The organism is Enterococcus hailinensis (assembly GCF_045862035.1).
GTDB lineage: Bacteria > Bacillota > Bacilli > Lactobacillales > Enterococcaceae > Enterococcus_A > Enterococcus_A hailinensis.
On the sequence record NZ_BAAFRV010000010.1, the window covers coordinates 54638 to 79516 of the forward strand.

The 24879-nt window shown below is 38.1% G+C and carries 24 protein-coding genes; 16 read left to right on the top strand and 8 right to left on the bottom strand.

Going from position 1 to position 24879, the window contains the following annotated elements; genetic code table 11:
* Position 1 precedes the first annotated feature (1 nt).
* The 6 genes from lgt (at position 2) to ACKTSC_RS08770 (ending at position 4716) form a co-directional block, all read left to right on the top strand.
* Positions 2-832, top strand: coding sequence for a prolipoprotein diacylglyceryl transferase (gene lgt / locus ACKTSC_RS08745; RefSeq protein WP_407855481.1), 831 nt, complete (start codon positions 2-4; stop codon positions 830-832).
* Between the two features lie 118 nt (positions 833-950).
* Positions 951-1961: an NAD(P)H-dependent glycerol-3-phosphate dehydrogenase gene (locus tag ACKTSC_RS08750; RefSeq protein ID WP_332581458.1), complete on the top strand. Its 1011-nt coding sequence runs from the start codon at positions 951-953 to the stop codon at positions 1959-1961.
* A gap of 22 nt (positions 1962-1983) precedes the next feature.
* Positions 1984-2877, top strand: coding sequence for a UTP--glucose-1-phosphate uridylyltransferase GalU (gene galU / locus ACKTSC_RS08755; protein ID WP_332581467.1), 894 nt, complete (start codon positions 1984-1986; stop codon positions 2875-2877).
* Between the two features lie 163 nt (positions 2878-3040).
* Complete coding sequence (locus ACKTSC_RS08760; protein ID WP_332581457.1) at positions 3041-3607, top strand: TetR/AcrR family transcriptional regulator; 567 nt, start codon at positions 3041-3043, stop codon at positions 3605-3607.
* Between the two features lie 102 nt (positions 3608-3709).
* Positions 3710-4147 (top strand): DUF948 domain-containing protein, encoded by a 438-nt coding sequence (locus ACKTSC_RS08765; RefSeq protein WP_332581456.1) that lies wholly within the window; start codon positions 3710-3712, stop codon positions 4145-4147.
* Between the two features lie 2 nt (positions 4148-4149).
* Positions 4150-4716 carry a YtxH domain-containing protein gene (locus ACKTSC_RS08770; protein WP_407857381.1) on the top strand — a complete coding sequence of 189 codons (567 nt, stop codon included), beginning with the start codon at positions 4150-4152 and terminating at the stop codon, positions 4714-4716.
* Positions 4717-4759: 43 nt separating this feature from the next.
* Here ACKTSC_RS08770 and ACKTSC_RS08775 read toward each other — a convergent pair whose 3' ends face one another.
* Positions 4760-5860 (bottom strand): M24 family metallopeptidase, encoded by a 1101-nt coding sequence (locus tag ACKTSC_RS08775; RefSeq protein ID WP_332581466.1) that lies wholly within the window; start codon positions 5858-5860, stop codon positions 4760-4762.
* 195 nt (positions 5861-6055) lie between these two features.
* On the opposite strand from ACKTSC_RS08775, the gene ccpA reads away from it, so the two are divergent.
* Complete coding sequence (ccpA, locus tag ACKTSC_RS08780) at positions 6056-7060, top strand: catabolite control protein A (protein WP_332581454.1); 1005 nt, start codon at positions 6056-6058, stop codon at positions 7058-7060.
* Positions 7061-7114: 54 nt separating this feature from the next.
* Here the strand turns inward: ccpA and treR are convergent, their stop codons facing one another.
* A complete protein-coding gene (gene treR / locus ACKTSC_RS08785; protein WP_332581453.1) occupies positions 7115-7837 on the bottom strand; it encodes a trehalose operon repressor in 723 nt (240 codons plus the stop codon).
* 329 nt (positions 7838-8166) lie between these two features.
* On the opposite strand from treR, the gene treP reads away from it, so the two are divergent.
* Both treP and treC read left to right on the top strand, forming a co-directional pair.
* On the top strand, positions 8167-10113 hold the full coding sequence (gene treP / locus ACKTSC_RS08790; RefSeq protein WP_407857382.1) for a PTS system trehalose-specific EIIBC component: 1947 nt from the start codon (positions 8167-8169) through the stop codon (positions 10111-10113).
* A 19-nt stretch (positions 10114-10132) separates the two neighbouring features.
* Complete coding sequence (treC, locus tag ACKTSC_RS08795) at positions 10133-11755, top strand: alpha,alpha-phosphotrehalase (protein WP_407857383.1); 1623 nt, start codon at positions 10133-10135, stop codon at positions 11753-11755.
* A gap of 77 nt (positions 11756-11832) precedes the next feature.
* On the opposite strand, the gene ACKTSC_RS08800 is transcribed toward treC, so the two are convergent.
* The 3 genes from ACKTSC_RS08800 to ACKTSC_RS08810 form a co-directional block, all read right to left on the bottom strand.
* Positions 11833-12585: a 3-oxoacyl-ACP reductase gene (locus ACKTSC_RS08800; protein WP_407857384.1), complete on the bottom strand. Its 753-nt coding sequence runs from the start codon at positions 12583-12585 to the stop codon at positions 11833-11835.
* The gene (locus ACKTSC_RS08805) at positions 12582-12803 is read right to left on the bottom strand and encodes a DUF2829 domain-containing protein (protein ID WP_332581449.1); all 222 of its coding nucleotides are present in this window, start codon (positions 12801-12803) and stop codon (positions 12582-12584) included. Before ACKTSC_RS08805 ends, ACKTSC_RS08800 begins: the two co-directional genes overlap by 4 nt.
* Positions 12804-12924: 121 nt before the next feature.
* Positions 12925-15309 carry a transglycosylase domain-containing protein gene (locus ACKTSC_RS08810; protein WP_332653671.1) on the bottom strand — a complete coding sequence of 795 codons (2385 nt, stop codon included), beginning with the start codon at positions 15307-15309 and terminating at the stop codon, positions 12925-12927.
* Between the two features lie 329 nt (positions 15310-15638).
* Between ACKTSC_RS08810 and tyrS the strand changes: the two genes are divergently transcribed.
* The 3 genes from tyrS (at position 15639) to ACKTSC_RS08825 (ending at position 18793) form a co-directional block, all read left to right on the top strand.
* The gene (gene tyrS / locus ACKTSC_RS08815) at positions 15639-16901 is read left to right on the top strand and encodes a tyrosine--tRNA ligase (RefSeq protein ID WP_332581120.1); all 1263 of its coding nucleotides are present in this window, start codon (positions 15639-15641) and stop codon (positions 16899-16901) included.
* 76 nt (positions 16902-16977) lie between these two features.
* Positions 16978-17883 carry an AEC family transporter gene (locus ACKTSC_RS08820; protein WP_407857385.1) on the top strand — a complete coding sequence of 302 codons (906 nt, stop codon included), beginning with the start codon at positions 16978-16980 and terminating at the stop codon, positions 17881-17883.
* A gap of 19 nt (positions 17884-17902) precedes the next feature.
* The gene (locus tag ACKTSC_RS08825) at positions 17903-18793 is read left to right on the top strand and encodes a deoxyribonuclease IV (protein ID WP_407857386.1); all 891 of its coding nucleotides are present in this window, start codon (positions 17903-17905) and stop codon (positions 18791-18793) included.
* A gap of 41 nt (positions 18794-18834) precedes the next feature.
* Here the strand turns inward: ACKTSC_RS08825 and ACKTSC_RS08830 are convergent, their stop codons facing one another.
* On the bottom strand, positions 18835-20082 hold the full coding sequence (locus tag ACKTSC_RS08830; RefSeq protein ID WP_407857387.1) for a glutamate-5-semialdehyde dehydrogenase: 1248 nt from the start codon (positions 20080-20082) through the stop codon (positions 18835-18837).
* Positions 20075-20884, bottom strand: a complete 810-nt coding sequence (proB, locus tag ACKTSC_RS08835; RefSeq protein WP_332581124.1) for a glutamate 5-kinase — start codon at positions 20882-20884, stop codon at positions 20075-20077. Before proB ends, ACKTSC_RS08830 begins: the two co-directional genes overlap by 8 nt.
* A gap of 278 nt (positions 20885-21162) precedes the next feature.
* On the opposite strand from proB, the gene ACKTSC_RS08840 reads away from it, so the two are divergent.
* The 4 genes from ACKTSC_RS08840 (at position 21163) to ACKTSC_RS08855 (ending at position 24732) form a co-directional block, all read left to right on the top strand.
* Positions 21163-21381, top strand: a complete 219-nt coding sequence (locus tag ACKTSC_RS08840) for a YneF family protein (RefSeq protein WP_071857550.1) — start codon at positions 21163-21165, stop codon at positions 21379-21381.
* Positions 21382-21580: 199 nt separating this feature from the next.
* On the top strand, positions 21581-22495 hold the full coding sequence (trxB, locus tag ACKTSC_RS08845; RefSeq protein WP_407857388.1) for a thioredoxin-disulfide reductase: 915 nt from the start codon (positions 21581-21583) through the stop codon (positions 22493-22495).
* A gap of 211 nt (positions 22496-22706) precedes the next feature.
* On the top strand, positions 22707-24431 hold the full coding sequence (locus ACKTSC_RS08850) for a phospho-sugar mutase (protein ID WP_407857389.1): 1725 nt from the start codon (positions 22707-22709) through the stop codon (positions 24429-24431).
* A gap of 13 nt (positions 24432-24444) precedes the next feature.
* The gene (locus tag ACKTSC_RS08855; RefSeq protein WP_407855470.1) at positions 24445-24732 is read left to right on the top strand and encodes an ArsR/SmtB family transcription factor; all 288 of its coding nucleotides are present in this window, start codon (positions 24445-24447) and stop codon (positions 24730-24732) included.
* Between the two features lie 61 nt (positions 24733-24793).
* On the opposite strand, the gene ACKTSC_RS08860 is transcribed toward ACKTSC_RS08855, so the two are convergent.
* A complete protein-coding gene (locus ACKTSC_RS08860; protein ID WP_407855995.1) occupies positions 24794-24877 on the bottom strand; it encodes an IS3 family transposase in 84 nt (27 codons plus the stop codon).
* Positions 24878-24879: the final 2 nt, after the last annotated feature.

Sequence of the window (24879 nt, forward strand, 5' to 3'; positions counted from 1 at the left end):
AATGGCTGGGCAAGTAAATCGCGTAGCATTTGAATTGTTTGGTCTTCAAATCTATTGGTACGCGATCATTATTGTTTCAGGTATTGCCTTAGCATTGTGGCTAGCAAGCCGTGAAGCAGTCAGAGTCGGATTAAAAGAAGACGATATGACGAATTTTATTTTATGGGGATTACCGATCGCGATCATTGGTGCCCGCCTATATTATATTTTATTTGATCTAGGCCCGTACCTTGCTGATCCGATTCAAATATTCAATATTCGAAGTGGCGGCTTAGCGATTTATGGCGGTTTGATCGCCGCAATTATTGTGCTGATCATTTATACTCGCCATCATTTTATTGATCCATGGCTCTTTCTTGATGTTGTAGCTCCTAGCGTGATTATCGCTCAGGCAATCGGCCGTTGGGGAAATTTTATGAATCATGAAGCTCATGGTGGGGCTACTACTCGCCAATTTTTAGAAAGTCTTCATTTGCCACAATTTATCATCAATAATATGTATATCGATGGTGCTTATCGCCAACCGACATTCTTATATGAATCACTGTGGAGTTTATTGGGATTCATCGTCATTATTGTATTACGAAAAAAAATGTCCTTGAAACGCGGCGAAATCTTTTTGACCTATGTCACGTGGTATAGTTTCGGTCGTTTCTTTATTGAAGGAATGCGGACAGATAGCCTCTATTTATTTGGCGGTATCCGTGTGTCGCAAATGTTATCATTGATTCTTTTTGTAGGCGCCATCATCTTATTGGTCTATCGCCGCAAAAGGTTAGTGAATATCAAGCCTTATGAGCGGGATAAAGGAACTAATCAGGCTTTAATTTAAGACAAATATAATGTTATTTATGCTATGATATTAGAAAAGAAAATCAACACAGGGAATCATTATGCTCGTCTCATTTTTAATGGACACATCCCTTAATAGAAACTAGGAGGAAGTCTCTGTGAAACAAAAAGTTGCAGTTTTAGGACCAGGATCTTGGGGAACCGCGTTAGCGCAAGTTCTTGCTGAAAATGGTCATGAAGTAAGACTCTGGGGAAATAACGTAGCGCAAATCAATGAAATCAACACGTATCATACAAATCGTCATTATCTGCCAGATTTAAAAATTCCAGCCACGATTAAAGGTGAAACAGAACTAAAAGCTGCTGTGAAAGATGTTGATGCGGTACTATTTGTTGTTCCAACAAAAGCGATTCGTTCAGTTGCACAAGAGTTTTCTCGTGTGGCAGAAAATCAACCAGTGATCATCCATGCTAGTAAAGGATTAGAACAAGGTTCTCACAAACGTATTTCTGAAGTTTTAACCGAAGAAATTGCTGAAGAACATCGCAAAGGTGTAGTTGTTCTTTCTGGACCAAGCCATGCGGAAGAAGTAGCAGTTCATGATATTACAACGATCACTGCTGCTTGTGGAGATAAAAAATTAGCAGAGTATGTTCAAAAATTATTCATGAATGATTATTTTCGGATTTATACCAATCCGGATGTGATCGGGGTAGAAACTGGTGCGGCATTAAAAAATATTATTGCTTTAGGTGCAGGTGCATTACATGGTCTTTCTTACGGCGATGATGCTAAAGCAGCCATTATGACCCGTGGTTTGGCAGAAATCAGCCGTTTAGGTGTTGCAATGGGTGCCAACCCATTAACGTTTATCGGCTTAAGTGGTGTAGGTGATTTGATCGTAACTTGTACATCTGTTCATTCACGAAACTGGCGCGCTGGTAATTTATTAGGCAAAGGCCATAAATTAGATGAAGTATTAGAAAATATGGGGATGATCGTAGAAGGTGTTTCAACAACAAAAGCGGCGAAAGAATTGGCAGATCGCCTAGATGTAAGTATGCCGATCACTGAAACAATCTACGATGTACTTTACAATGATAAAGACGTTCGAGAAGCGTGTCGTGAACTGATGATGCGTGAAGGAACATTTGAAAATGAATTTTAATAGAAAGAGTGGGGTAGTAGATATGCGAGTGAAAAAAGCAGTTATTCCAGCAGCTGGTCTGGGTACAAGATTCTTACCAGCAACAAAAGCGATGGCAAAAGAAATGTTACCAATTGTTGATAAACCAACGATTCAATTTATTGTTGAAGAAGCATTGAATTCTGGAATCGAAGATATCTTGATCGTGACTGGAAAAGCAAAACGTCCAATCGAGGATCATTTTGATTCAAATGTCGAACTAGAAATGAATTTGAAAGAAAAAGGTAAAACAGATCTTTTAAAATTGGTTGAAGAGACAACCAATGTCAATCTGCATTTCATTCGTCAATCACATCCTAAAGGGTTAGGCGATGCGGTACTGCAAGCTCGCGCGTTTGTAGGAAACGAACCTTTTGTCGTCATGCTGGGTGATGATTTGATGGAAGACCGCGTGCCATTGACGAAACAATTGATGAATGACTTTGAAAAAACACATGCATCAACCATTGCTGTGATGCGTGTTCCAGAAGAAGATACATCCAAATATGGCATCATAAATCCAGGCGAAGAAGTATCGAAAGGCTTATTCAATGTTAAAAACTTCGTTGAAAAGCCACGAGCAGAGGAAGCACCAAGTAATTTAGCAATCATTGGTCGCTACTTATTGACCCCTGAGATTTTCGAAGTCTTAGAAAAACAAAAACCAGGTGCAGGTGGAGAAGTCCAATTAACGGATGCCATCGATGCATTGAATCGCACACAGCGAGTTTTTGCCCATGAGTTCAACGGCAAACGTTATGATGTCGGCGATAAATTTGGATTTATGACAACCAGCATCGAATATGGTTTAACGCATCCTGAAATCAAAGTAAAATTAAAAGATTATATCATTGCACTGGGTAAAGAATTAAGTAACGAAGCTAAACCAAAAAAATAAACCGAAAGCACAGAATTAAATTCTGTGCTTTTTTATATTGTTAGTTATTTAAAAAGACAGGTGAATGCAAAAATTGTCTGATTGTTATACTGATAAAAACTAGAAATTATTGTTTTATTTGTTATTTAATATTTTAAAGAAGGATAATAGAATAGGAGGAACGATGAAAACATATCGATTGAATAAAGAAACAGTGATTGAATGTGCAATGGACTTAGTAGCTGAATCCGGTATTGAAGGACTACGATTAAATAAGATCGCTGATCGTTTACAAGTGAAATCACCATCTTTGTATACACATACGGGAAGTGTGACAGAACTTCGAAGTACAGTCGTCTGCCAGGCAATGAATCAATTTCGGGAACAATTAGTAGATTCTTTGATGGGTCGCTCGCAACTTCATGCGTTTATTGAGCTAGGAAAAACGTGGGCTAACTATGCTAAAAGTCATCGAGCTTTTTATACAGTATTTTATCAATCAGACTATCAATTGTTATATCAAGAAACAATTTCCGAATTTTTAACATCGGCATTCAAACGGATATTTTTTGATTTTGAACTTGATGAAAAAGGGATCAAACAAGTTGAGCGAGTAGTGACAAATTATTTCCGTGGACACACTGAAAATTTTGATGATTATTGTTTAGCCGAAATAGACTTAATCAGTGATTTAGAGATTATCTACACAGGTTTGACTAAAAATTTGAAAGGAGTATCTCAGGTGGTATAACTGAGATACTTTTTTCTCTTTTGGTTTTAGCTCTTTCTCTTTCATTAAATTACGTGTGAATGGTATAATTTAAGATAACAGAAGAAGAGAGAAGGCGATTGAATGAGTTTAGGGGGCATTGCAGCAATTATTGCAGCACTCGCTTTTGTAGTTTTAGTTATTTTTTTAGTCCGTGTGTTGCTCCAAGTATCAAAAACAGTGGAAAAAGCTGAAATAACAGTGACCGAAGCAAATACGACAATCGATGTTCTAACAAAAGACGTTGATTTACTGATGCAGCAAGTAGAAGGCTTATTAGTTAAAGGCAATCATTTATTAAATGATATAAATGGAAAGGTCGAAACGATCGATCCATTATTTACAGCAGTTGCTGACTTGAGCGAAAGTGTTTCTGCATTGAATAATTCAAGTCGAAACTTAGCAGTGAAAGTTGGCGGTGTTGGAAAAAATGCAGCCAAGGTCAGTGCAGCGGGTAAAGTCGGAACAACAACCATGAAGTTTTTCAAACATCGTAAAGCTACAACAAAAACGGAGGGATAAGTATGGCGAAACGTGGAGGATTTTTAGCAGGTGCACTCATTGGAGGCGCAGCTGCAGCAGCAATAGCAGTTTTACTAACGCCCAAATCTGGTAAACAGATGCGTGAAGATTTAGCGAAAAAAACAGATGACTTTTTAGATATGGCTTCGGATTATACCGATGATTTTGTGAATAAGACAAGTGAAATGAGTTCGATCGTAAAAGACCGCGCATCAGATCTAAGTGATCAAGCGAGCGGGTTAGCTGCTAACGTTAAAGGAACGGTCGACGATTCAATGGATGAAATGGATGATATCACTTCAGACACGCTAGCAGATTTGAAACGTCAAAGTTCAGATTTGTCTGATCGTTTCCGTAAAGCATCAAAAGAGGTGCAAGACGTAGTTGAAGATACTTCAGATGATATTGTGATCGATGTAAAAAATACAAAAGAAGAAGCAAAAGATACAGTTTCGAAAGCGTCAGAAGAAGTTGATGAGAAAGCAAAAGATTTAAAAAAAGAAACGCCTGATTTATCTGAAATCAAAGAAGAATTAAAGGACGAAGTTGAAAAAAATAATCCTGAATAATCAAAAGTAAAAAGCCGCTATTCTTTAAGAATAGCGACTTTTTTTATAAAATTTGTAATTCTTTCGTTGTTTTAGTAAATGGAATACAGCCATCTTTCGTTACATAGATACAATCTTCAATTCGAACACCAACATCGTTAGGAAGATAGATTCCTGGTTCAATCGAGAAGCACATACCTTCTTTCACTACAAGATCATTTCCGCCAACAATTTGCGGGAATTCATGGATCGTTGTACCAATCCCATGTCCTAGACGGTGATTAAAGTATTCGCCATAGCCATGACCAGCAATGACATCACGAGCAATTTTGTCTAATTCGCCGCAAGTGATCCCAGGTTTTACTGCTGCTTGAGCTTTTAGTTGAGCTTCTAAAACAATGTTGTAGATGTCTTTTTGATGATCTGTTGGTTTGCCGCAAGCAATTGTACGAGTAGCATCGCTGCAATAGCCATCAACGATCGTTCCCAGATCGAATAAAACCAATTCGTTTTCTTTACACGTATTTTTACCAGGTGTTCCATGAGGACTGGCGGCATTTGGGCCAGCCAATACTTCAGTTGGAAACGACATTTCTTTGATGCCTTTCTTTTTCAATTCGTATTCGATCTCTGCCACGATTTCTTCTTCTGTAACGCCGGGACGAACATGTCTAAACCCAATTTCAAAAGCTAAGTCGGCTGTTGATCCGGCGGTAATCAAACGTTGGCATTCTGCTTCGGTTTTATATAATTGCAGTTCTTGGATCAATGGAGTTAGATCGGCTGAAAAATCAGTATTAGTAAAGGCATCACTTAAGCGAGCATAGCGGTCTAAAACCAGTTGATTTTTTTCTAGTGCCATTTTTTTTGGTGCACCATAACGTTGTTTGATTTCATCGACGATCAATGAAAAGGGATCTTGACTATCTAGGTAACCAACGACATCGTATTCGAAGCTACTCGCTTTGGCATCTTCAACTTCTAATCCAGGGGCAAATAAGAAAGGATCTTTTTCTAATGGAATAAATAAAGCTAACACACGCTCCATTGGATTGCTTTCAAAGCCAGAGAAGTAACCGATATGGCTAGCATCCGAGATATATGCTAAATCAACTCCGTTCGTTTGCATCCAATTTCGTAATTCGTTAAGTTTTTCTTGGTTCATCATACTTCCTTCTTCCTTTTAGTATCATAATCATTGTAACACTAATAAAAAATAATGGAAAATGCCGCATGTAAAACGTTTACATTATTTTAGAGAAAAATGTGTAAAACGGTTGCAATCACTGAAACAACGTGCTATTATCTTTTAGAAATGTAAATGACATTTTCTGAAAACATTATTAAAAGGAGTATATCCATGGAAAAGCAAACAATTACGATATATGATGTTGCTCGTGAAGCAAATGTTTCAATGGCAACCGTTTCTCGTGTGGTTAACGGCAACCCAAATGTAAAACCAACAACTCGCAAAAAGGTCTTAGAAGTCATCGAACGTTTAGACTATCGTCCCAATGCTGTTGCACGTGGTTTAGCAAGTAAGAAAACAACGACTGTCGGCGTCATCATTCCTGATGTCAGCAATATGTTTTTTGCATCATTAGCTCGCGGAATCGATGATATCGCCACAATGTACAAATACAATATTATTTTGGCTAACTCTGACGGGGAAGCACAAAAAGAAGTAAACGTTTTGAACAATTTATTAGCAAAACAAGTTGATGGTGTGATCTTCATGGGACATCGTATCACAGACGAAATCCGTGCAGAATTTTCACGTTCAAAAACACCGATTGTTTTAGCTGGTTCAATTGATCCTGACGAACAAGTAGGCAGTGTAAACATTAATTATGCAGCAGCTACCAAAGAATCCATTGATTTATTAGCAAAACATGGCAATGAAAAAATTGCGTTCATTAGCGGAGCATTGATCGATCCAATCAATGGACAAGCACGTTTAGGTGGATACAAACAAGCATTAGCTGAAAATAATTTAGAGTACAATGAAGGCTTGATTTTTGAAGCGCTTTATAACTTTAAAGAAGGTTTAGCTTTGACAGACCGTGTCTTAAACAGCGGAGCTACTGCTGCTTACGTAACAGATGATGAATTAGCTATTGGTTTATTAGATGGTTTGCTTGATAAAGGAATCAAAGTTCCTGAAGATTTCGAAATCATCACAAGCAATGATTCATTATTAACTGAAGTGGCTCGTCCTCGCGTAAGTACGGTAACACAACCTTTATATGATATCGGTGCAGTATCAATGCGTTTGTTAACAAAAATGATGAACAAGGAAGATGTAGAACAAAAAACGATTGAATTACCACATGGTATCATCGAAAAAGGATCTACTAAAAATTAATCAGTAAAAGACGCGAAAGTTTTCTTTCACGTCTTTTTTTGTAATTTGTGCATTTTACATCATAGAAGGATGGCGGCGAGCAAAATCGAAAAAGCGGAATTTATCAACTTGATGACGGCTTTCCGTATATTGGAATTGGCGGGCATCATTGGTAAAGACACGACTTTTTACCGATACAATATTAATGTCATGTTGATTTAAATCAAGAAGTTCACGATCTTCAGCTGTTAAAGCATCGATGATGATCTCTTTTTCAGCAAAAGCAATCGTCAATCCCAATTGGTTTTCAAAGTAACGATAAATAGAATCTTTCGCAATTTCGGTATCTAACTCTGGGACGACTGAAGTCAATAACAGATCTTTATCCAATATGACTTTTTTTTGATCGATGGCTCGTGTACGAATCAAGCGCCAACAACTTACACCTGCTTCAAAGCCAGTGAGGTTGGAGAGTCGGTCATCGATAATGATTTTTTTTAAGCTGACCACATCTGTACTGCTCTCATAACCATAGGAATTTTGTAATTCTTTATAGCTGGTTAGACCTGAAACAGGAAATCGTAATTGCTCCCGCCTTAATACTAATGATCCCTTGCCTTGGATTTTTTGAATATAACCATTAGCCATTAAAAGTGATAGTGCTTTACGAATAGTATCTCTTGAAACATTGTAAGTTTGCCGTAATTTATTTTCACTAGGTAAAAAAGTATCTGGCTCATAGATCCCTTTTAAGATCCCGCGTTCAATCGTTTGATAAATCACTTCATAATTCTTCATTGATTCAATCCTCCAAACTTATCCGTATAAGTAGTTCAATTATACAAAGAAAAAATCAGCAAGTAAAATATAGAATTGATTTATCTGAAAAAATAAATGAGAAAACTTTTATTTTAAGCATAACTTGTTGGGTAATATACCAACCTGTTTGTTATAACAAGACTACCTTTTAGTTTATAAAGTTCGTTATTCTTCATCAAGACTAAAAAAAAATGATAAAAATAGAAAACGTTTAAATGTAAGCGGTTTACAAAGGTTCGGAAAAACTTTATAGTAAACATATTAATTGAACTTATCCATACAAGTTAATTTATTCGGAGGGAAAAAAGATGGGAAAATATGAAAAGGATTCAAAAGATCTGCTAGCAGCCATCGGTGGCAAAGAAAATATTTCAGCCGTTACACATTGTGCTACGCGGATGCGGTTTGTTTTGAATGATCCAAAAAAAGCAGACGAAAAACAAATTGAAGATATCCCAAGTGTAAAAGGTATGTTTACCAACGCAGGTCAGTTCCAAGTAATTATTGGGAACGATGTTGCTACTTTTTATAATGAATTTGCGGATATTTCTGGTGTAAAAGGCGTTTCTAAAGAAGCGGCGAAGTCAGCTGCAAAACAAAATCAAAATCCGGTCCAACGGGCAATTACTGTATTAGCAGAAATTTTTACGCCATTGTTACCAGCAATCATCGTCGGCGGTTTGATTTTAGGTTTCCGTAATATTTTAGAAGCTGTACCAATGGGTTGGTTAGATGGTCAAACGATTGTTCAAGCATCACAATTTTGGGACGGAGTGAATAGTTTCTTATGGTTACCAGGTGAAGCGATCTTTCACTTCTTACCAGTAGGGATCACTTGGAGCATCGCTCGTAAGATGGGAGCAACTGAGATTCTCGGAATTGTTCTCGGAATTACTTTAGTTTCTCCACAATTGTTGAATGCGTATGCAGTAAATGGTACGACAGCAGCAGAAATCGCAAAAGATTGGACTTGGAATTTTGGTTTTTTCACCATTGACAAAATTGGTTATCAAGCTCAAGTCATTCCAGCAATGTTGGCAGGTTTCTTATTAGTTTACTTGGAACGCTTTTTCCGTAAACGTATTCCTGAAGCTGTATCAATGATTTTTGTTCCATTCTTCTCATTAATTCCGACGATCTTAGCCGCACATCTTATTTTAGGACCAATCGGTTGGAAAATCGGGACAGCTATTTCGGCAGTCGTAAATGCAGGTTTGACTTCAAGCTTTAGCTGGTTATTCGGCGGTATTTTTGGAGCTCTGTATTCACCATTAGTAATTACAGGTTTGCACCATACAACTTTAGCAATTGATTCACAGTTAATCGCTGATTTTGGTTCAACCAATTTATGGCCGATGATTTGTTTATCAAATATTGCCCAAGGTGCCGCAGTTCTTGCAATCGTCTTTGCTCACCGTGGAAATAAAAAAGAAGAACAAGTTTCGATTCCATCGGTTATTTCAGCATGGTTAGGTGTAACTGAGCCGGCGATGTTCGGGATCAATTTGAAATATACTTATCCATTTATTGCCGCAATGATCGGTAGTGGGATTGCAGGTCTATTCGTTACTTTATTCAAAGTTCGTGCGTTATCAATCGGTGTTGGGGGCCTACCTGGAATCTTAGCAATTCGTCCACAAGACTATTTGATTTTTGGAATCGGTATGTTGATCGCGATCGTTGTTCCATTCATCTTGACATTAGCCTTCCGCAAAGTCGGCTTATTCAATAAAATCGATCGTATTGAAGAAGACAATGTTCCGTCATTAGATAATGAAACAACTAAAAAAACAGGGGCTATTGTAGAATTATTTGCACCGATCACAGGATTAATTCAGCCGTTAAGCAAAGCAAAAGATCCAGTTTTTGCAGAAGGCATGATGGGTCAAGGAGCAATCATCGAGCCTAGCGAAGGAAAATTAGTTGCACCGTTTGATGGTCATATCAGTTTGCTTTTCCCGACCAAACATGCGATTGGACTGGTTAGTAATGAAGGAACAGAAGTATTGATACATATTGGAATCGATACTGTAAAATTAGATGGGCAATATTTCACGAGCCATATTAAGCAAGGTGATACAGTGAAAAAGGGTCAATTGTTAATGGAGTTTGATATCGACGCGATTAAAGCTGCCGGGTATGATGTTCAAACACCGATCATCGTGACAAATTCTACGGATTATCAAGTGGACTCATTGATTGAAGAAGCACCGGTCACAAATGCAGAAAAAATCTTAGTAGCTACTGAGTTATAGAGAGAAGTTGGAGGACACAATGAGTTTTAAAGAGCAAGTAATCTATCAGATCTATCCAAAATCATTCATGGACACTAATCGAGATGGGATGGGGGATCTTCAAGGGATCACACAAAAAATTCCATATTTAGAAAAATTAGGAATCGATATGATTTGGTTAAGTCCAATCTATAAAAGTCCGCAAAAAGACAACGGGTATGATGTTGCAGACTACACAGCAATCAATCCAATGTTTGGTACGATGGAGGATTTCGATACGTTGATTAAAACCGCTAAAGCTCATGGGATCGAGATCATGTTGGACATGGTTTTCAATCATGTCTCAATCGAACACGAATGGTTCCAAAAAGCTTTAGCGGGCGATAAAAAATATCAAGATTACTTTATCTTAAGAGATGAACCTACGGATTGGGTCTCAAAATTTGGCGGGAATGCCTGGGCACCGTTTGGAGACACAGGGAAATATTATTTGCATCTTTATGATGTGACTCAAGCCGATTTGGATTGGCGAAATCCAGAAGTACGGGAAGAGCTGTTTGATGTATTACACTTTTGGATGGACAAGGGAATCAAAGGTTTCCGATTTGATGTGATCAATGTAATCGGAAAAGATGAAGTCTTGAAAGATTGTCCACAAGACGATGGAAAACCAGCCTATACAGATCGCCCGATCAATCATGAATATATCCAGATGATGAATCGTGCGACTTTTGGCAAAGATCCCGAGATCGTTACGGTGGGGGAGATGAGTTCTACTACGATTGAAAATTGTGTGTTATACACAAATGCAGAGCGTGAAGAATTAACGATGACATTCAATTTCCATCATTTAAAAGTGGATTATGAAGATGGGAAAAAATGGACGCAAGCGCCATTTGATTTTGAAAAATTAAAAGAGCTTTTCCATACGTGGGGAACACAAATGAGTGAGGAGCAAGGCTGGAATGCTTTGTTCTGGAACAATCATGATCAACCACGTGCGATTAATCGTTTTATTGAGGGTAAAGAACATCGAGTTGTAGGGGCTAAAATGCTAGCCAGCATGATCCATCTTAATCGAGGAACTCCCTATATTTACATGGGGGAAGAGATTGGTATGATCGATCCAGATTTTGATTCGATGGATCAATACATCGATATCGAAAGCTTAAACGCGTATCAAGAACTTTTGAATGCAGGGAAAAAACCACAAGAAGCGTTTGAAATTGTTAAAAGCAAATCGCGTGATAACTCTAGGATTCCGGTTCAATGGACAGCTGAGCAATATGGTGGTTTTTCTGAAGTAGAGCCGTGGATCAGTGTAGGGAAATCAGTTCCTGAAATCAATGTCGAAAAAGAACTCAATGAAGGATCGATCTTTAGCTACTATCAAAAGTTGATTCAACTAAGAAAAGACTATCCTGTGATTGCTAAAGGAAGTTATGAAGCATTTGCTTCAACAGATCAACAAGTTTATGGCTATATCCGACGTCTTGAAGATCGTCGTTTACTGGTCCTAAATAATTTCTTCCCAACAGAAACCACGATTGAAATACCAAAAGAATTTTTAGCTGGAAAAATTTTGATCAGTAATTATGATGAACAAAAAATAGCAGAGCAGATCGTATTAAAACCTTATCAATCACTAGCGATTTATTGCTAGAAAAAAGCTGAGACTAAAGTAGAAATACTTTTGTCCCAGCTTTTTTTTTTATTGCTGAAGCGAAATGAGTAATGGTTTTATTTCAAAAGCCAACCGCCATCGATCGGTAAAACAATTCCTTGCATGTACCGGGCTTCATCACTTGCTAAAAATAAAGTGGCTTGAGCGACTTCATTTGGTGTAGCCCAGCGTTTGACAGGAGTCTCATTTGCGACCCATTTTGCCATTGCTCCATCACCAGAAAAATCAGCTTGGTTCATTGGTGTATTGATGGATCCGGGCGCCAGAGCATTAACATGCAATCCTTGCTCAGCATAATCCAGCGCTAGTTGTTTTGTAAAACCAATAATGGCATGCTTGCTAGTTGTATAAGCGATCCCGCCGCCGCCTGCAACGAGACCTGCAATCGAAGCCATATTGATCACGGTTCCTTTATTGGCTAACAGTTCGGGTAATAATAATTTTGTGAGTAAAAACATCCCTTTAAGATTGGTGTTCAAAACTCGTTCCCATAAGGCTTCATCTGTTTCAGCCAAGGTGAGATAATCGTCTAAAATACCTGCTGTATTCAATAGGATATCAATCGTGCCGAAGGTTTGATGGCAGTGATCAATGGCTACTTTTAAGTGGGTTTCATTTTTGATATCACCTGTAAAACAGGCAAAGTGTCCTGGAAATTCCGTCGAAAAAGCTGAAGAATCGATCGACTGGATATCAAAGGCAAAAACAAAAGCATTAGCTGTTAGAAATTTTTTTGCTTGAGCTGCGCCAATACCTGAAGAAGCTCCAGTGATGAAAACTATTTTATTGGTAAAGTCTGCCGTAATCATTCAACAATTTTCCAGTCATTTGCTAAAATATCACACACAGTTGGGGCGAAACTTGAAAAACCTTCATCTGCTGTTTTGATCAAAAAATAAGGAGTCACTGGTGAACCATCAAAAACTTCGTCCTCAACCAATGTTACATACAATTCAAAACCGCTCCAACCTGCACGAATAATTTTGGCACCTTGCTTTAGTTTAGGTAATATTTCTTCAAATGACATTTAATTTTCCTCCTCATAGTTTAACGATCTAATTATCTTTCGCAAGGATAGCAAAAAAAAGAATGGATCACAAGAAGATAAAAAAAAAGACCTCTCAATGTTGAGAGGTCTTTTGTAATGATTAATCAGCGTCGTCTTGATCTTCATTGTCAGTTGTTTTGGCTTTAGAACTACTTTTATTTCTAGTATTCCAATAAGTTTTGTAATCAGCGTCTGTACCACCAATCCCAAATTCGTAGGTATTATCTACTGGACCGTCTTTTGCCCATAGAGAAGTTGTCTCACCACTTGGTACTTGATACGTTGTACCATTATGAGTGACTTTTCCAGCTTTCAATCCAGTAAAGTCAGCTACTTTGACTTGTTTCACATCATCGGATAATTCGAATTTCTCGCTTGTTCCAAAGATAGTTGGATTGACTTGATAAATTCTTCCAGCAAGGTAAGCCATATAATTTGCTGTACGTGTACCAGCGCCATCAGCCATTGGTTGGTTATCATCGCGACCAGTCCAAGAACCTAAGGTAATCGTTGGTGTAGAAACGATCAACCAGTTATCGGCATAGTTATCGGTCGTCCCAGTTTTACCGACCCAATCAGCGGTGCTCAATTGATAATTAACACCACTTAAAATAGATTTGAATGGCGTGGTTTTTTGTTCTGTGATTACGCTGCGCATCATATCATTCATGATTGATGCAGTAGCTTTTGAATAAACTTGGACAGGATTATCTTTATGTTTATAGATTTCTTTACCTGTGCTGTCAGTGATCGAATCGATCAAATAACCTTGTTCATAAGTTCCACCATTTGCTAGAGTTTGGAAGCCGTTGACTTCGGTCATTGTTGAAACATTTGTCGTTCCTAATGGTGCAGATTCAACGCCCCAAGTATCAGATGAAGGGTAGTTCATTTTCTTCAAATAATTTTCGTAAGCATATTGATCAGAACCTTTTTTAGAAAGCATATCTTGATAAACATGGTACGCCGTGATATTTGTTGATTCGGTTAACGCTTCACGTGCTGTTTGGAAAGTTTTAGAACCTTTATTTTCAGCATTTTCTAAAGCTTTACCAGCATGTTCACCGTGCTGATACTTCATCGGGAAATCGGCGATGCGGGATTCGCTACCTAATAACCCTTGATCAATCGCAGGACCATAAACTAAAACAGGTTTGATTGAAGAACCAGCTTGACGAGACGTATCAAAGGCGTGGTTATTTTGGTTGGTCGTATAATCACGACTACCAACGAAACCATAAATTCGTCCGGTGCTGTTATCCATTAAGACGGAACCTGTCTCGACCGTTTCGCCAGAACCATCATCTAGATATTGACCATACTCAGCAACTCCAAGTTGCATAGCATCGTAAATATTTTTGTCGATCGTTGATTTCACAGTCAACCCTTGATTTTGCATTTTTACTTTTGCTTGTTCGACGTAACGTGTACTTACACCATCTTTTTTATACTCAGCATCGCTGATACCATCATCTTTAGCTTGTTGTTTCGCGATGATATTGATTGCTTCATTATAAACGGTATAGTAAAGGAAGCCGTGTTGTTGAACTTCAACATCTTGACGTCCTTGGAAATCTTTTGCTAAATCATATTTCTTAGCGTCTTCATATTCTTTTTTTGTGATTACTTGTTCGCGATACATATTGAAAAGCACATCATCTTTACGGGCCATCCCATACGAATAATCTTGTTTCAAATCTCCAGTATTTGTATAAGGACTGTAGACGATCGGACTTTGTGGCAACCCTGCGATGAAAGCTGATTGTGCTAAATTCAAATCTTTAGCATGAACACCAAAGATTCCGACAGCGGCTTCTTCAACACCAGCAATATTTTGACCTTTATTGTTTCGGCCAAAAGGAGAGATGTTCAAATACGCAGTTAAGATTTCATCTTTGCTGAGATATTTTTCTAAATCTAAGGCGAGGACGATTTCATTGGCTTTTCGTTTGAACGATGTTTCATTGGTCAATACTTGTTGTTTGATCAGCTGTTGCGTCAGAGTTGAACCACCAGAACCTGCGCCAAAACCAACGATTTCAGCTAACAAGGCACGCACAACTGCTTTTGGTACGACACCGTGATGTTTATAAAAATTTTCATCCTCTGTTGCAACTAATGCTTTTTTGACCCAAGGTGAAATCTCATTCGAATCTACTTTTTCTCTGATTGGGTCAGATTGGATCGTTGCTAATTCCTGACTGTCAGCATAAAGCAATTTAGAGGATTCTGTTACATCACCAACTTTTTGCTGAATCTCGGTCTTAGTTAAAACACTTGTTCCTTCTACTAAATGAGCAAAGTAACCTGCACCAATACCTAAGGCTAACATACCACCCAAGAAAAGCACGACGATAAAACCGATCAACATTGTCTGAATCACTCGTAAGGAAACGTTTAAAGCGAAAGGACCACCGAGACCTGCTCTTGATTTGTTCTTGTTACGCTTTTTTCCTTGTTTCTTTATTTTCTTTTTGTGAGCCAAAAAGTCCACCTCATTAAATTCTATTCATTTTAATTATCTGTTGAATTATAGCAAATATTTACTTCTATTAACAAGGTCGTGACGTCTTTGTAATCAAAACTTCAAATAAATGTTAACTAAAATAAAAAGAAGTGCGTAAAAGAGCGTAAATATTTTTAGAACAATCATAAATTCTTCTAGGAGAACTTATAATATTTCCAGCGAATAGCTTTTATTTCATCGTTTTTTCGGTTAATATGAGAAAGTATGAATCATCGCAGAAAACTTATGCGTAATGAGCATAGACTAGTTTTAAAAGCTAGACTTACAATTATTTAGGAGGATAAAAAATGAGTTCAGACTTTTTCCAAGAACTAAAAGACCGTGGTTTGATTTTTCAAGTAACAGACGAAGCAGCCCTAGAAAAACAATTAAATGAAGAGTCTGTAAAACTATATATTGGCTTTGACCCAACAGCGGACAGCTTGCATATTGGTCATTTATTACCAATTTTGACTTTACGTCGTTTCCAACAAAACGGACATGTACCAATTGCTTTAGTTGGTGGCGGTACTGGAATGATCGGTGATCCATCATTCAAAGATGCCGAGCGTCAATTAAATACATTGGACACGGTCCAAAACTGGTCACAAAGCATCAAGAACCAACTTTCAGGTATTATTGATTTTGAGAACAAAGAAAATCCAGCCATCGTTGCAAACAACTATGAATGGCTAGGCGAATTGAAAATGATCGATTTCTTACGTGATGTCGGTAAAAACTTTACGATCAACTATATGATGAGTAAAGAAAGTGTCAAACGTCGAATCGAATCAGGTATTTCTTACACGGAATTTGCTTACCAATTATTACAAGCATATGATTTTTATGAATTGAATCGTCGCTATGGCTGTCTTTTACAATTAGGCGGAAGCGATCAATGGGGAAATATCACTTCAGGAATCGAATTGATCCGTCGCGAAGAAGGCAAACAAGCCTTTGGATTGACGATGCCGTTGATCACAAAAGCGGATGGTACTAAATTTGGTAAGACCGAAGGAAATGCTGTCTGGTTAGATCCTGAAAAAACATCTCCTTATGAATTTTATCAATTCTGGATCAATACTGATGATCGTGATGCTATCAAATTCTTGAAATACTTTACTTTCTTGAGTTTAGAAGAAATCCAAGCTATTGAAGCAGAATTTGCAGCAGCTCCTGAACAACGCGCGGCTCAAAAAGCGTTGGCTAAAGAAGTTACAACGCTTGTACATGGTGCTGAAGCTTATGATCAAGCGGTAAATATTTCTGCGGCATTATTCAGTGGAGAAGTAAAAAAATTGAATGCTGAAGAAATCAAACAAGGCTTCAAAAATGTGCCGAACTATCAAGTTGGTGCTGAAGATGATTTGAATCTTGTTGAAATCTTACTAACAGCTGGAATTGAAAAATCAAAACGTCAAGCACGAGAAGATATCACGAATGGAGCAATCTATATCAATGGTGATCGAATCCAAGATGTTGCGTATACATTAAGTGATCAAGATAAACTAGCTGATGAATATATCGTTGTTCGTCGCGGTAAGAAAAAATATTTTGTTTTACAATTCTAGTAAGAAAGGCTAAATCGAATGATTTAGCCTTTTCTATGTTATGAGAAGAAAGCGATTTAAAGATGGGAGGAGAAGTATGGGAGCAGTTTTATTAAATTCGTTAGGGTTATTTGTTATTATACTGATAGGTTATCTCACGAAACGGATGAACGTTTTGACTAAAGCAGACGGCTCAATGATCTCCAAAATCGTAGTGAATGTGACTTTACCAGCTGCGATCATCGTAAATTTACAAGCCTTGATTGTTAAGAATCAACTGCTTTTATTGATTGTCGCGGGAATAGGATTGAATTTATTTATGATCCTCTTAGGATCTTTTTTATCCAAAAAGCAAGATCAAGTGGAGCGAGAATTTGTGATGTATAGCGTGTCAGGCTATAATATCGGAAATTTTGGGATACCTTTTGTTCAAAGTTTCATGCCGCTAGCCATTCCCATCTTATCGTTTTTAGATATTGGAAATAGTATTATGTTGGCGGGCGGATCGAATGTCGTCGCTGAAGGAATCAGCGGCAACCAGGCGGGCGAGCCTAGCCCCAAAAAAGTGTTTGATCGCTTGATCAGATCAGTGCCGTTTCTTTGCTATTTGATCATGTTGAGTTTGCGAATGTTTCATGTTGAATTGCCTGCGGCTGTTTTTTTACTTACGCAGCCGATTGCTAATGCCAATACCTTTTTATCCATGTTTATGATTGGTTTATTTTTAGAACTGCGTTTACCAAGAAAAGACTTGTCATTAGTGCTACGAATTTTAGGCATCAAATATGGTGCCGGGATTATCATGGCTATTTTATTCATGGTATTGCCACTTCCGGCAATGATCAAAGCTGTTTTATGTTTGGTTTCAGTTGGACCGATTCCAACTTTTGGAGTGATCAATAGCGTTGCTGCTGGCATGCGGGAGGAAGTTGTAGGTTTTACTTCTTCGTTGAGCTTTTTGATCAGTTTGCCGTTGATGACAGTCTTATTATTATTTTTATAAAATTTATTAGGAGGTCTATATGTTAATTGGTTCTCATGTAAGTATGAAAGGAAAAGAAATGTTGTTAGGAGCTGCGCAAGAAGCAGCGAGTTATCATGCATCAACATTTATGATTTATAGCGGTGCCCCACAAAATACGCGACGTAAAAAGGTCGAAGAAATGAATATCCCGGCTGGTGAACAGTTCATGGCTGAACAGGGACTTTCAAATATTGTGATGCATGCACCTTATATCATTAATCTAGGAAATACAAAGAAACCAGAAATGTTTCCTTTCGCAGTCCAATTTTTACGAGATGAGATCATGCGTGCTGAAGCATTAGGTGCGATGCAGATCACGTTGCATCCAGGTGCGCATGTCGGAGCTGGAGAAAAAGCTGGGTTGGATCAAATCATCAAAGGTTTGAATGAAGTTTTGACTACAGATCAACGGGCGCAGATTGCTTTAGAAACAATGGCCGGTAAAGGAACTGAGCTAGGGAAAACCTTTGAAGAATTAGCCTACATCATTGATGGCGTAACTTTGAATGACAAACTTTCAGTAACGTTTGACACTTGCCATACTAACGATGCCGGCTATAATGTAAAAGATGATTTTGATGGTGTCTTAGCTGAGTTTGATCGAGTGATTGGTTTAGAACGTTTAAAAGTCGTTCATTTGAATGATTCAAAAAATCCAATGGGTTCACACAAAGATCGGCATGCCAATATCGGTTTTGGCACAATCGGCTTTGAAGCATTAAGCGCGATCGCTCATCACGAAAAATTAATCGAACTGCCTAAAATTCTAGAAACGCCTTATGTTGGTAAAGATAAGAAAAATCAAAAACCTCCATATGGTTTTGAAATTGCGATGCTGAAAGAAAAAAGATTTGATCCAGAATTGCTATCAAAAATTGAAGCACAATAAAAAAACAGCACAACTTCCGAAAGGATGTGTGCTGTTTTTTATTATTCACGGATTTGACCAGTTCCATAAATAATGTATTTACTGGAAGTCAGCTGTTCCAATCCCATTGGTCCACGCGCATGTAATTTTTGAGTCGAAATCCCGATTTCTGCCCCAAAACCAAATTTAAAGCCATCGGTAAAACGGGTAGAGGCATTGATGTAAACCGCGGCTGCATCAACTTCATTCAAAAATTTTTGTCCATTGGAATAGCTATCTGTAATGATCGATTCAGAATGTTTAGAGTTGTAATGGTTGATATGTTGGATCGCTTCATCGATCGAATTGACGACTTTGACCGCTAAGATATAATCTAAAAATTCAGTCGACCAATCTGCTTCAACCGCTGAGATGCCATTGGTCAGAATAGCCAATGCTTTTGGATCACCTCGGAGTTCTACTTTAGAAACGAGTGCCTGTTCTAAATGGGGCAAAAAAGTTGGGGCGACCGCTTCATGAACTAAGACTGTTTCGATGGCATTACAAACAGAGGGACGTTGTGTTTTAGCGTTGACGACAATATTGATGGCCATAGTTATGTCAGCTTCAGCATCAACATAGATATGATTATTGCCAGTGCCAGTCTCGATGACAGGAACTGTCGCGGTATTTTTTACGCGTTGAATCAGACCCGCACCGCCGCGAGGAATCAAAACATCTAAATAATCGGATGCCCGCATCATTTCGTTAGCAACTTCATGAGTAGTGTCATTAACGAATTGAATCATCGCTGGATCGAGCTTGAATTTACTCAAAGTTTCTTGCATCACATGCACCAATGCTTGATTTGAATGAAACGCTTCTTTACCACCGCGTAAAATGACCGCATTCCCAGCTTTAAAACAGAGACTAGCAGCATCAGTTGTGACATTTGGCCGTGATTCAAAAATAATTCCGATCACTCCCAATGGTACCCTTTGTTGACCAATCATTAATTGGTCGTCCGTTCGCCACATTTTTTCAACCACACCGATTGGATCAGGCAGGGCTGCTACTTGTCGAACGCCTTCAGCCATTTCAGCGATTCGCTCAGCAGATAAGCGCAGTCGATCAATCATCGTATCGGCAATCCCATAATTTTTTGCTTTTTTGACATCAATTCGGTTTGCAGATAAAATCGAAGCAGTTTGCTGCTCTAATTCTGCTGCTAAAGCTAATAGATACTGATTTTTTCGCTTTGTTTCTAATTGGGAAAGTTGTTGAGCCGCACGCTTCGCTTTTTTACCTAATATTTGCATTAAATTATCCATGATGATCCTCCTTAAACAAGGTTCCAACTTCAGCGCCAGCTAAAATATCAAATATGATTTTTGGAGGTTTGCTACTAGCAAGCACCATCGCACTTTTTGCATCTAAAATTCTTTGGGCGGCTTTTAGTTTACTAGCCATTCCGCCTGTCCCAAAGCGACTGCCCTTGCCGCCAGCTTGCGTCATCAGTGTTTGATCGATCGCAGTAATTGTAGAGTAAAGCACCGCATTTTTATTTTTTTGGGGATTTTCAGAATAAAAGCCGTCGATATCAGTTAACATGATCAAAAGATCTGCCTCTAAAAGCTGCGTTACGATGGCGGATAACTCATCATTATCACCAAATTTGGTCGTGTGATCCATCTCATCCACCGCGACAGTATCGTTTTCATTAACAATAGGGAGCACCCCCATTGTTAAGAGTTGTTCCAATGTGTTGATTACATTTTTGCGACTCTCTGGAAATTCTACGATGTCACGAGTCAATAAAATTTGAGCAGTTTGTTGATTATATATTGAAAAACGCTGATTATAGATATTCATTAATTCAGATTGTCCAACGGCAGCCACAGCTTGCTGTGCTGGGATTTGGTTAGGACGCTCAGTGATTCTTAGTTTGTCCATTCCAACACCGATTGCGCCAGAAGAGACTAAAATAATTTCTTTGCCTTGATTGGATAAGTCTGTCAATACAAAGGCGAGTTGATCGATACCAGAAAAATTTATTTTGCCATTTGGGTGAATCAAGGAACTAGTCCCGATTTTCACCACGATCCGATTAGCGGATCTCAAAAAATCTCTCATTTCTTACACCTCTCCACTTAGCCACCAGTGAGGAAGATATTGGTTAGCATTTTAGCATATTCTAATCCTTATTTCATCAATCATTTAAAATAAATTGAAGTAATTTTATTATTATGCTTATTTATTGAATGAATGCAGAAAGATATAAGGAATAATTGAATGGAAAATAAGCAAAAGTTAAAACATTAAACTAGTCTTGAAGTTTCTCAAAAGCACTTTTCTTTTATGTTATCTTTTAGTAAAATGAATGAGAATGTGTCAGGAAAGGAGCGGTGAAAATGGTATCAACTGGAATCGTAGTATTAATCGCAGTTATCGCTGTATTATTAGGTGCTGTTGGTGGTTTCTTCTTAGCACGTAAATATATGCAAGACTATTTCAAAAAGAATCCTCCAATCAACGAGGATATGTTACGTCAAATGATGATGTCTATGGGTCAAAAACCTTCTGAGAAAAAAGTTCGTCAAATGATGCAACAAATGAAAAACCAGAAATAATTCTCAAGAGGACAATTATCGTCTAGATGATTGCCCTTCTTTTTTATCGCAGAGAGCAAGATAAAAAAACTATTTTTCATTAAAACAAATTGTTTTTCTATTAAATAAGCAGAAAAACAATAACTGACAATTAGTAAGCAGATTTGTCGACAGAACAAATTCTTGGTTGTAAAGTAAAGCGGAACGGAGGAATGACTAAATGTATGATGTAATAATTATCGGCGCAGGTCCTGCAGGAATGACCGCGGCCTTATATGCTTCACGCTCGAATTTAAAAGTCCTTTTAATTGAACGAGGTGCTCCTGGTGGTCAAATGAATAATACCGCAGAAGTAGAAAACTATCCGGGATTCGAATCAATCATGGGTCCAGAACTAGCGATGAAAATGTATGATGGAGTAACCAAATTTGGTACTGAAAATGCATATGGCATCGTTCAAGATATAAAAGATCACGGAGATTATAAAGAAGTGATTACAGAAGATAAAAGCTATCAAGCAAAAACGATCATCATTGCAACCGGCTGTGTGCACCGCAAGCTAGGTGTTCCAGGTGAAGAATCATTTGCGGGTCGCGGTGTTTCCTACTGTGCAGTCTGTGATGGCGCCTTTTTCCGCAACACGCGATTGATCGTTGTTGGCGGAGGCGATTCAGCAGTTGAAGAAGCGATTTATTTAACACGGTTTGCTTCTGAAGTCGTGATCGTTCACCGTCGTGACGAATTACGGGCTCAAAAAATCATTCAAGATCGTGCTTTTGCCAATGAAAAAATTTCATTTATTTGGGACAGTGTAGTTGAAGAGATCGTTGGTAATGAAATGGTCGTGACTGGTGCTCAAATCCGTAATGTAAAAACAGATGAAGTGCATACTGAACCTGCTGACGGTGCGTTTATCTATGTTGGCCTAGAACCATTGACAGAGCCTTTCAAAAACAGCGGCATCACAAACGAAGCTGGCTGGATTGAAACAGATAACGAAATGAAAACTAAAATTCCAGGTGTTTTTGCGATCGGGGACGCGCGTGAAAAAGATTTACGTCAAATCACAACCGCAGTTGGTGAAGGCGGAATCGCTGGACAACAAGTATATAAATACATCGAAGAACAAAATTAATTTTTAGAAGCTAAACCAAAAGCAAAACAGACTTTTGGCTTAGCTTCTATATTTTTTGATCAATCACTTTTTAATTATTGAAAAAACAAAGCAGTTGAGTAAAATAGCGGCAGAATAATTTAAAATATCTAATTTGTAGATGTTTTCTTTGCTGAATATAACAGTAATGGTATAATTTACAGGTAAGAATATTTTGAAAGAGGTGTGTTTCATGTCTTGGGAACAAGTTTATGAACAATGGATTGACTCAGATAAATTAGATGAAAAAATGCGTAAAGAATTACAAGATTTAGACAGCGACCCAGAATTAAAGAAAGATGCGTTTTATAAACAACTTGAATTTGGAACGGCAGGGATGCGTGGAATCTTAGGTCCTGGTGTCAACCGAATGAATATTTTCACTATTCGTCAAGCGACAGAAGGATTGGCTCGTTTCATGGATACACAAGATCCTGAGACAAAACGTCGCGGTGTAGCGATTGCGTATGACTCACGTCATATGTCACCAGAATTTGCAATGGAAGCAGCAAAAACATTAGCAAAACATGATATTCCGTCATTCGTATTCGAAAGTCTACGACCTACTCCTGAACTATCTTTTGCGGTTCGTTATGAAAATGCCTTCACAGGTATTATGATCACGGCTTCGCATAATCCGGCTGAATACAATGGCTATAAAGTTTATGGTGAAGACGGTGGGCAAATGCCTCCAGAAGATGCAGATGCATTGACTAAATTCGTTCGTGAGGTAGAAAACCCTCTAGAAGTAGCAGTACTATCAGACGAAGAAGTGAAACACAGCGGTTTGATCAATATTATTGGTGAAGAAGTCGATCAAGAATATTTGAAAGAAATCAAATCAGTAACGATCAATCAAGCGCTGATCGATGAAATGGGTAAAGAACTTAAGTTAGTTTATACACCATTACATGGAACTGGGAAAATGTTAGGTGAAAAAGCATTAAAACAAGCAGGTTTTGAAAAATTCGTCTTAGTCCCAGAACAAGCAATTGCTGATCCTGATTTTTCAACTGTGAAGTCACCGAATCCAGAAGAACATTCTGCCTTTGAATATGCTATCAAGTTAGGTGAAAAAGAAGATGCTGATCTATTGATCGCGACTGACCCTGATGCTGACCGTTTAGGCGCAGCCGTTCGCTTACCCGATGGACGTTATGAAGTCTTGACTGGAAACCAAATTGGAGCCATCATGATTCGCTATATTTTAGAAGCACATAAGCAAGCGGGAACATTACCAGAAAATGCTGTGGTACTAAAATCAATCGTTTCTAGTGAGTTAGCAACGACGATTGCTGATGCTTATAAAGTAAAAATGGTCAATGTGTTGACTGGATTTAAATTTATTGCTGAAAAAATCCAACAATATGAAGATGATCATTCACAAACTTTCATGTTTGGCTTTGAAGAAAGCTATGGCTATTTGATTAAATCTTTTGTTCGTGATAAAGATGCGATCCAAGCATTAGTGCTATTAGCAGAAGTAGCTGCTTATTATAAGAAACAAGGAAAAACACTTTATGATGGCTTACAAGAAATTTTTGAAGAATACGGCTATTACGCTGAAAAAACAATTTCAGTGACATTGAGTGGTGAAAAAGGTGCCGAAGAAATCAAAACGATCATGGGGAATTTACGCAAAGATGCACCAACATCTTTTGCTGATGTAGCTGTCGTCATGACAGAAGATTTCCAAGCATCCAAAACGATCGATGCCAAAGGAAATGAATCAGCGATCGATATGCCAGCTTCAGATGTATTGAAATATACATTGGCTGACGAAACGTGGTTAGCGATTCGTCCTTCTGGAACCGAACCAAAAATCAAATTTTATATCGGAGTAAAAGGGGATTCACATGAAGCTGCAACTGAAAAAATTGCTGCTTATGAAGCCGCTATTCGCAAACTCACTGAGTAAATGAGGGCTATAAATGAAGGAACACGAGGATTTTCAAGCGGTCAGTCAATTTTTTAAAATTTTGGGTGATCCAACACGATTAAAAATTTTGATGTTTTTAAAAGAAGGGGAACGAAATGTTTCTTCTATCAGTGAAACATTAATGATGGAACAGTCTGCCGTTTCCCATCAGTTAAAACTATTACGCGACAATCGATTAGTGAAGGCTCGTCGAGATGGCAAAGCGATGCTTTACAGTCTTGATGATCAACACGTTCTAGATGTATTAGAACAAACATTTCGTCACGTTTTACATCAATAAAAAAGAGCTTTTCCGATTTTGGAAGTGCAACTACTTTTTGATACAAAATAAAAAGAGCAACTCAATTTAATCTTGCTGACCGGTAATCGACGGGCGAAAGATACCCTAATTTGGATAAAATTCTATTATGATTCCAAAAATAGATGT

Bases quoted from the DNA above. Each gene is read 5' to 3' on its own strand.
- treR (WP_332581453.1), bottom strand. From the start codon at position 7,837: ATGAAGAATTATGAAGTGATTTATCAAACGATTGAACGCGGGATCTTA.
- proB (WP_332581124.1), bottom strand. From the start codon at position 20,884: ATGAGAGATTTTTTGAGATCCGCTAATCGGATCGTGGTGAAAATCGGG.
- ACKTSC_RS08805 (WP_332581449.1), bottom strand. From the start codon at position 12,803: ATGTCATTTGAAGAAATATTACCTAAACTAAAGCAAGGTGCCAAAATT.
- ACKTSC_RS08840 (WP_071857550.1), top strand. From the start codon at position 21,163: ATGGTATCAACTGGAATCGTAGTATTAATCGCAGTTATCGCTGTATTA.
- treC (WP_407857383.1), top strand. From the start codon at position 10,133: ATGAGTTTTAAAGAGCAAGTAATCTATCAGATCTATCCAAAATCATTC.
- lgt (WP_407855481.1), top strand. From the start codon at position 2: ATGGCTGGGCAAGTAAATCGCGTAGCATTTGAATTGTTTGGTCTTCAA.
- galU (WP_332581467.1), top strand. From the start codon at position 1,984: ATGCGAGTGAAAAAAGCAGTTATTCCAGCAGCTGGTCTGGGTACAAGA.
- tyrS (WP_332581120.1), top strand. From the start codon at position 15,639: ATGAGTTCAGACTTTTTCCAAGAACTAAAAGACCGTGGTTTGATTTTT.
- ACKTSC_RS08800 (WP_407857384.1), bottom strand. From the start codon at position 12,585: ATGATTACGGCAGACTTTACCAATAAAATAGTTTTCATCACTGGAGCT.
- ACKTSC_RS08770 (WP_407857381.1), top strand. From the start codon at position 4,150: ATGGCGAAACGTGGAGGATTTTTAGCAGGTGCACTCATTGGAGGCGCA.
- ACKTSC_RS08820 (WP_407857385.1), top strand. From the start codon at position 16,978: ATGGGAGCAGTTTTATTAAATTCGTTAGGGTTATTTGTTATTATACTG.
- ACKTSC_RS08765 (WP_332581456.1), top strand. From the start codon at position 3,710: ATGAGTTTAGGGGGCATTGCAGCAATTATTGCAGCACTCGCTTTTGTA.
- treP (WP_407857382.1), top strand. From the start codon at position 8,167: ATGGGAAAATATGAAAAGGATTCAAAAGATCTGCTAGCAGCCATCGGT.
- ACKTSC_RS08830 (WP_407857387.1), bottom strand. From the start codon at position 20,082: ATGGATAATTTAATGCAAATATTAGGTAAAAAAGCGAAGCGTGCGGCT.
- ACKTSC_RS08760 (WP_332581457.1), top strand. From the start codon at position 3,041: ATGAAAACATATCGATTGAATAAAGAAACAGTGATTGAATGTGCAATG.
- ccpA (WP_332581454.1), top strand. From the start codon at position 6,056: ATGGAAAAGCAAACAATTACGATATATGATGTTGCTCGTGAAGCAAAT.
- ACKTSC_RS08775 (WP_332581466.1), bottom strand. From the start codon at position 5,860: ATGAACCAAGAAAAACTTAACGAATTACGAAATTGGATGCAAACGAAC.
- trxB (WP_407857388.1), top strand. From the start codon at position 21,581: ATGTATGATGTAATAATTATCGGCGCAGGTCCTGCAGGAATGACCGCG.
- ACKTSC_RS08855 (WP_407855470.1), top strand. From the start codon at position 24,445: ATGAAGGAACACGAGGATTTTCAAGCGGTCAGTCAATTTTTTAAAATT.
- ACKTSC_RS08850 (WP_407857389.1), top strand. From the start codon at position 22,707: ATGTCTTGGGAACAAGTTTATGAACAATGGATTGACTCAGATAAATTA.
- ACKTSC_RS08825 (WP_407857386.1), top strand. From the start codon at position 17,903: ATGTTAATTGGTTCTCATGTAAGTATGAAAGGAAAAGAAATGTTGTTA.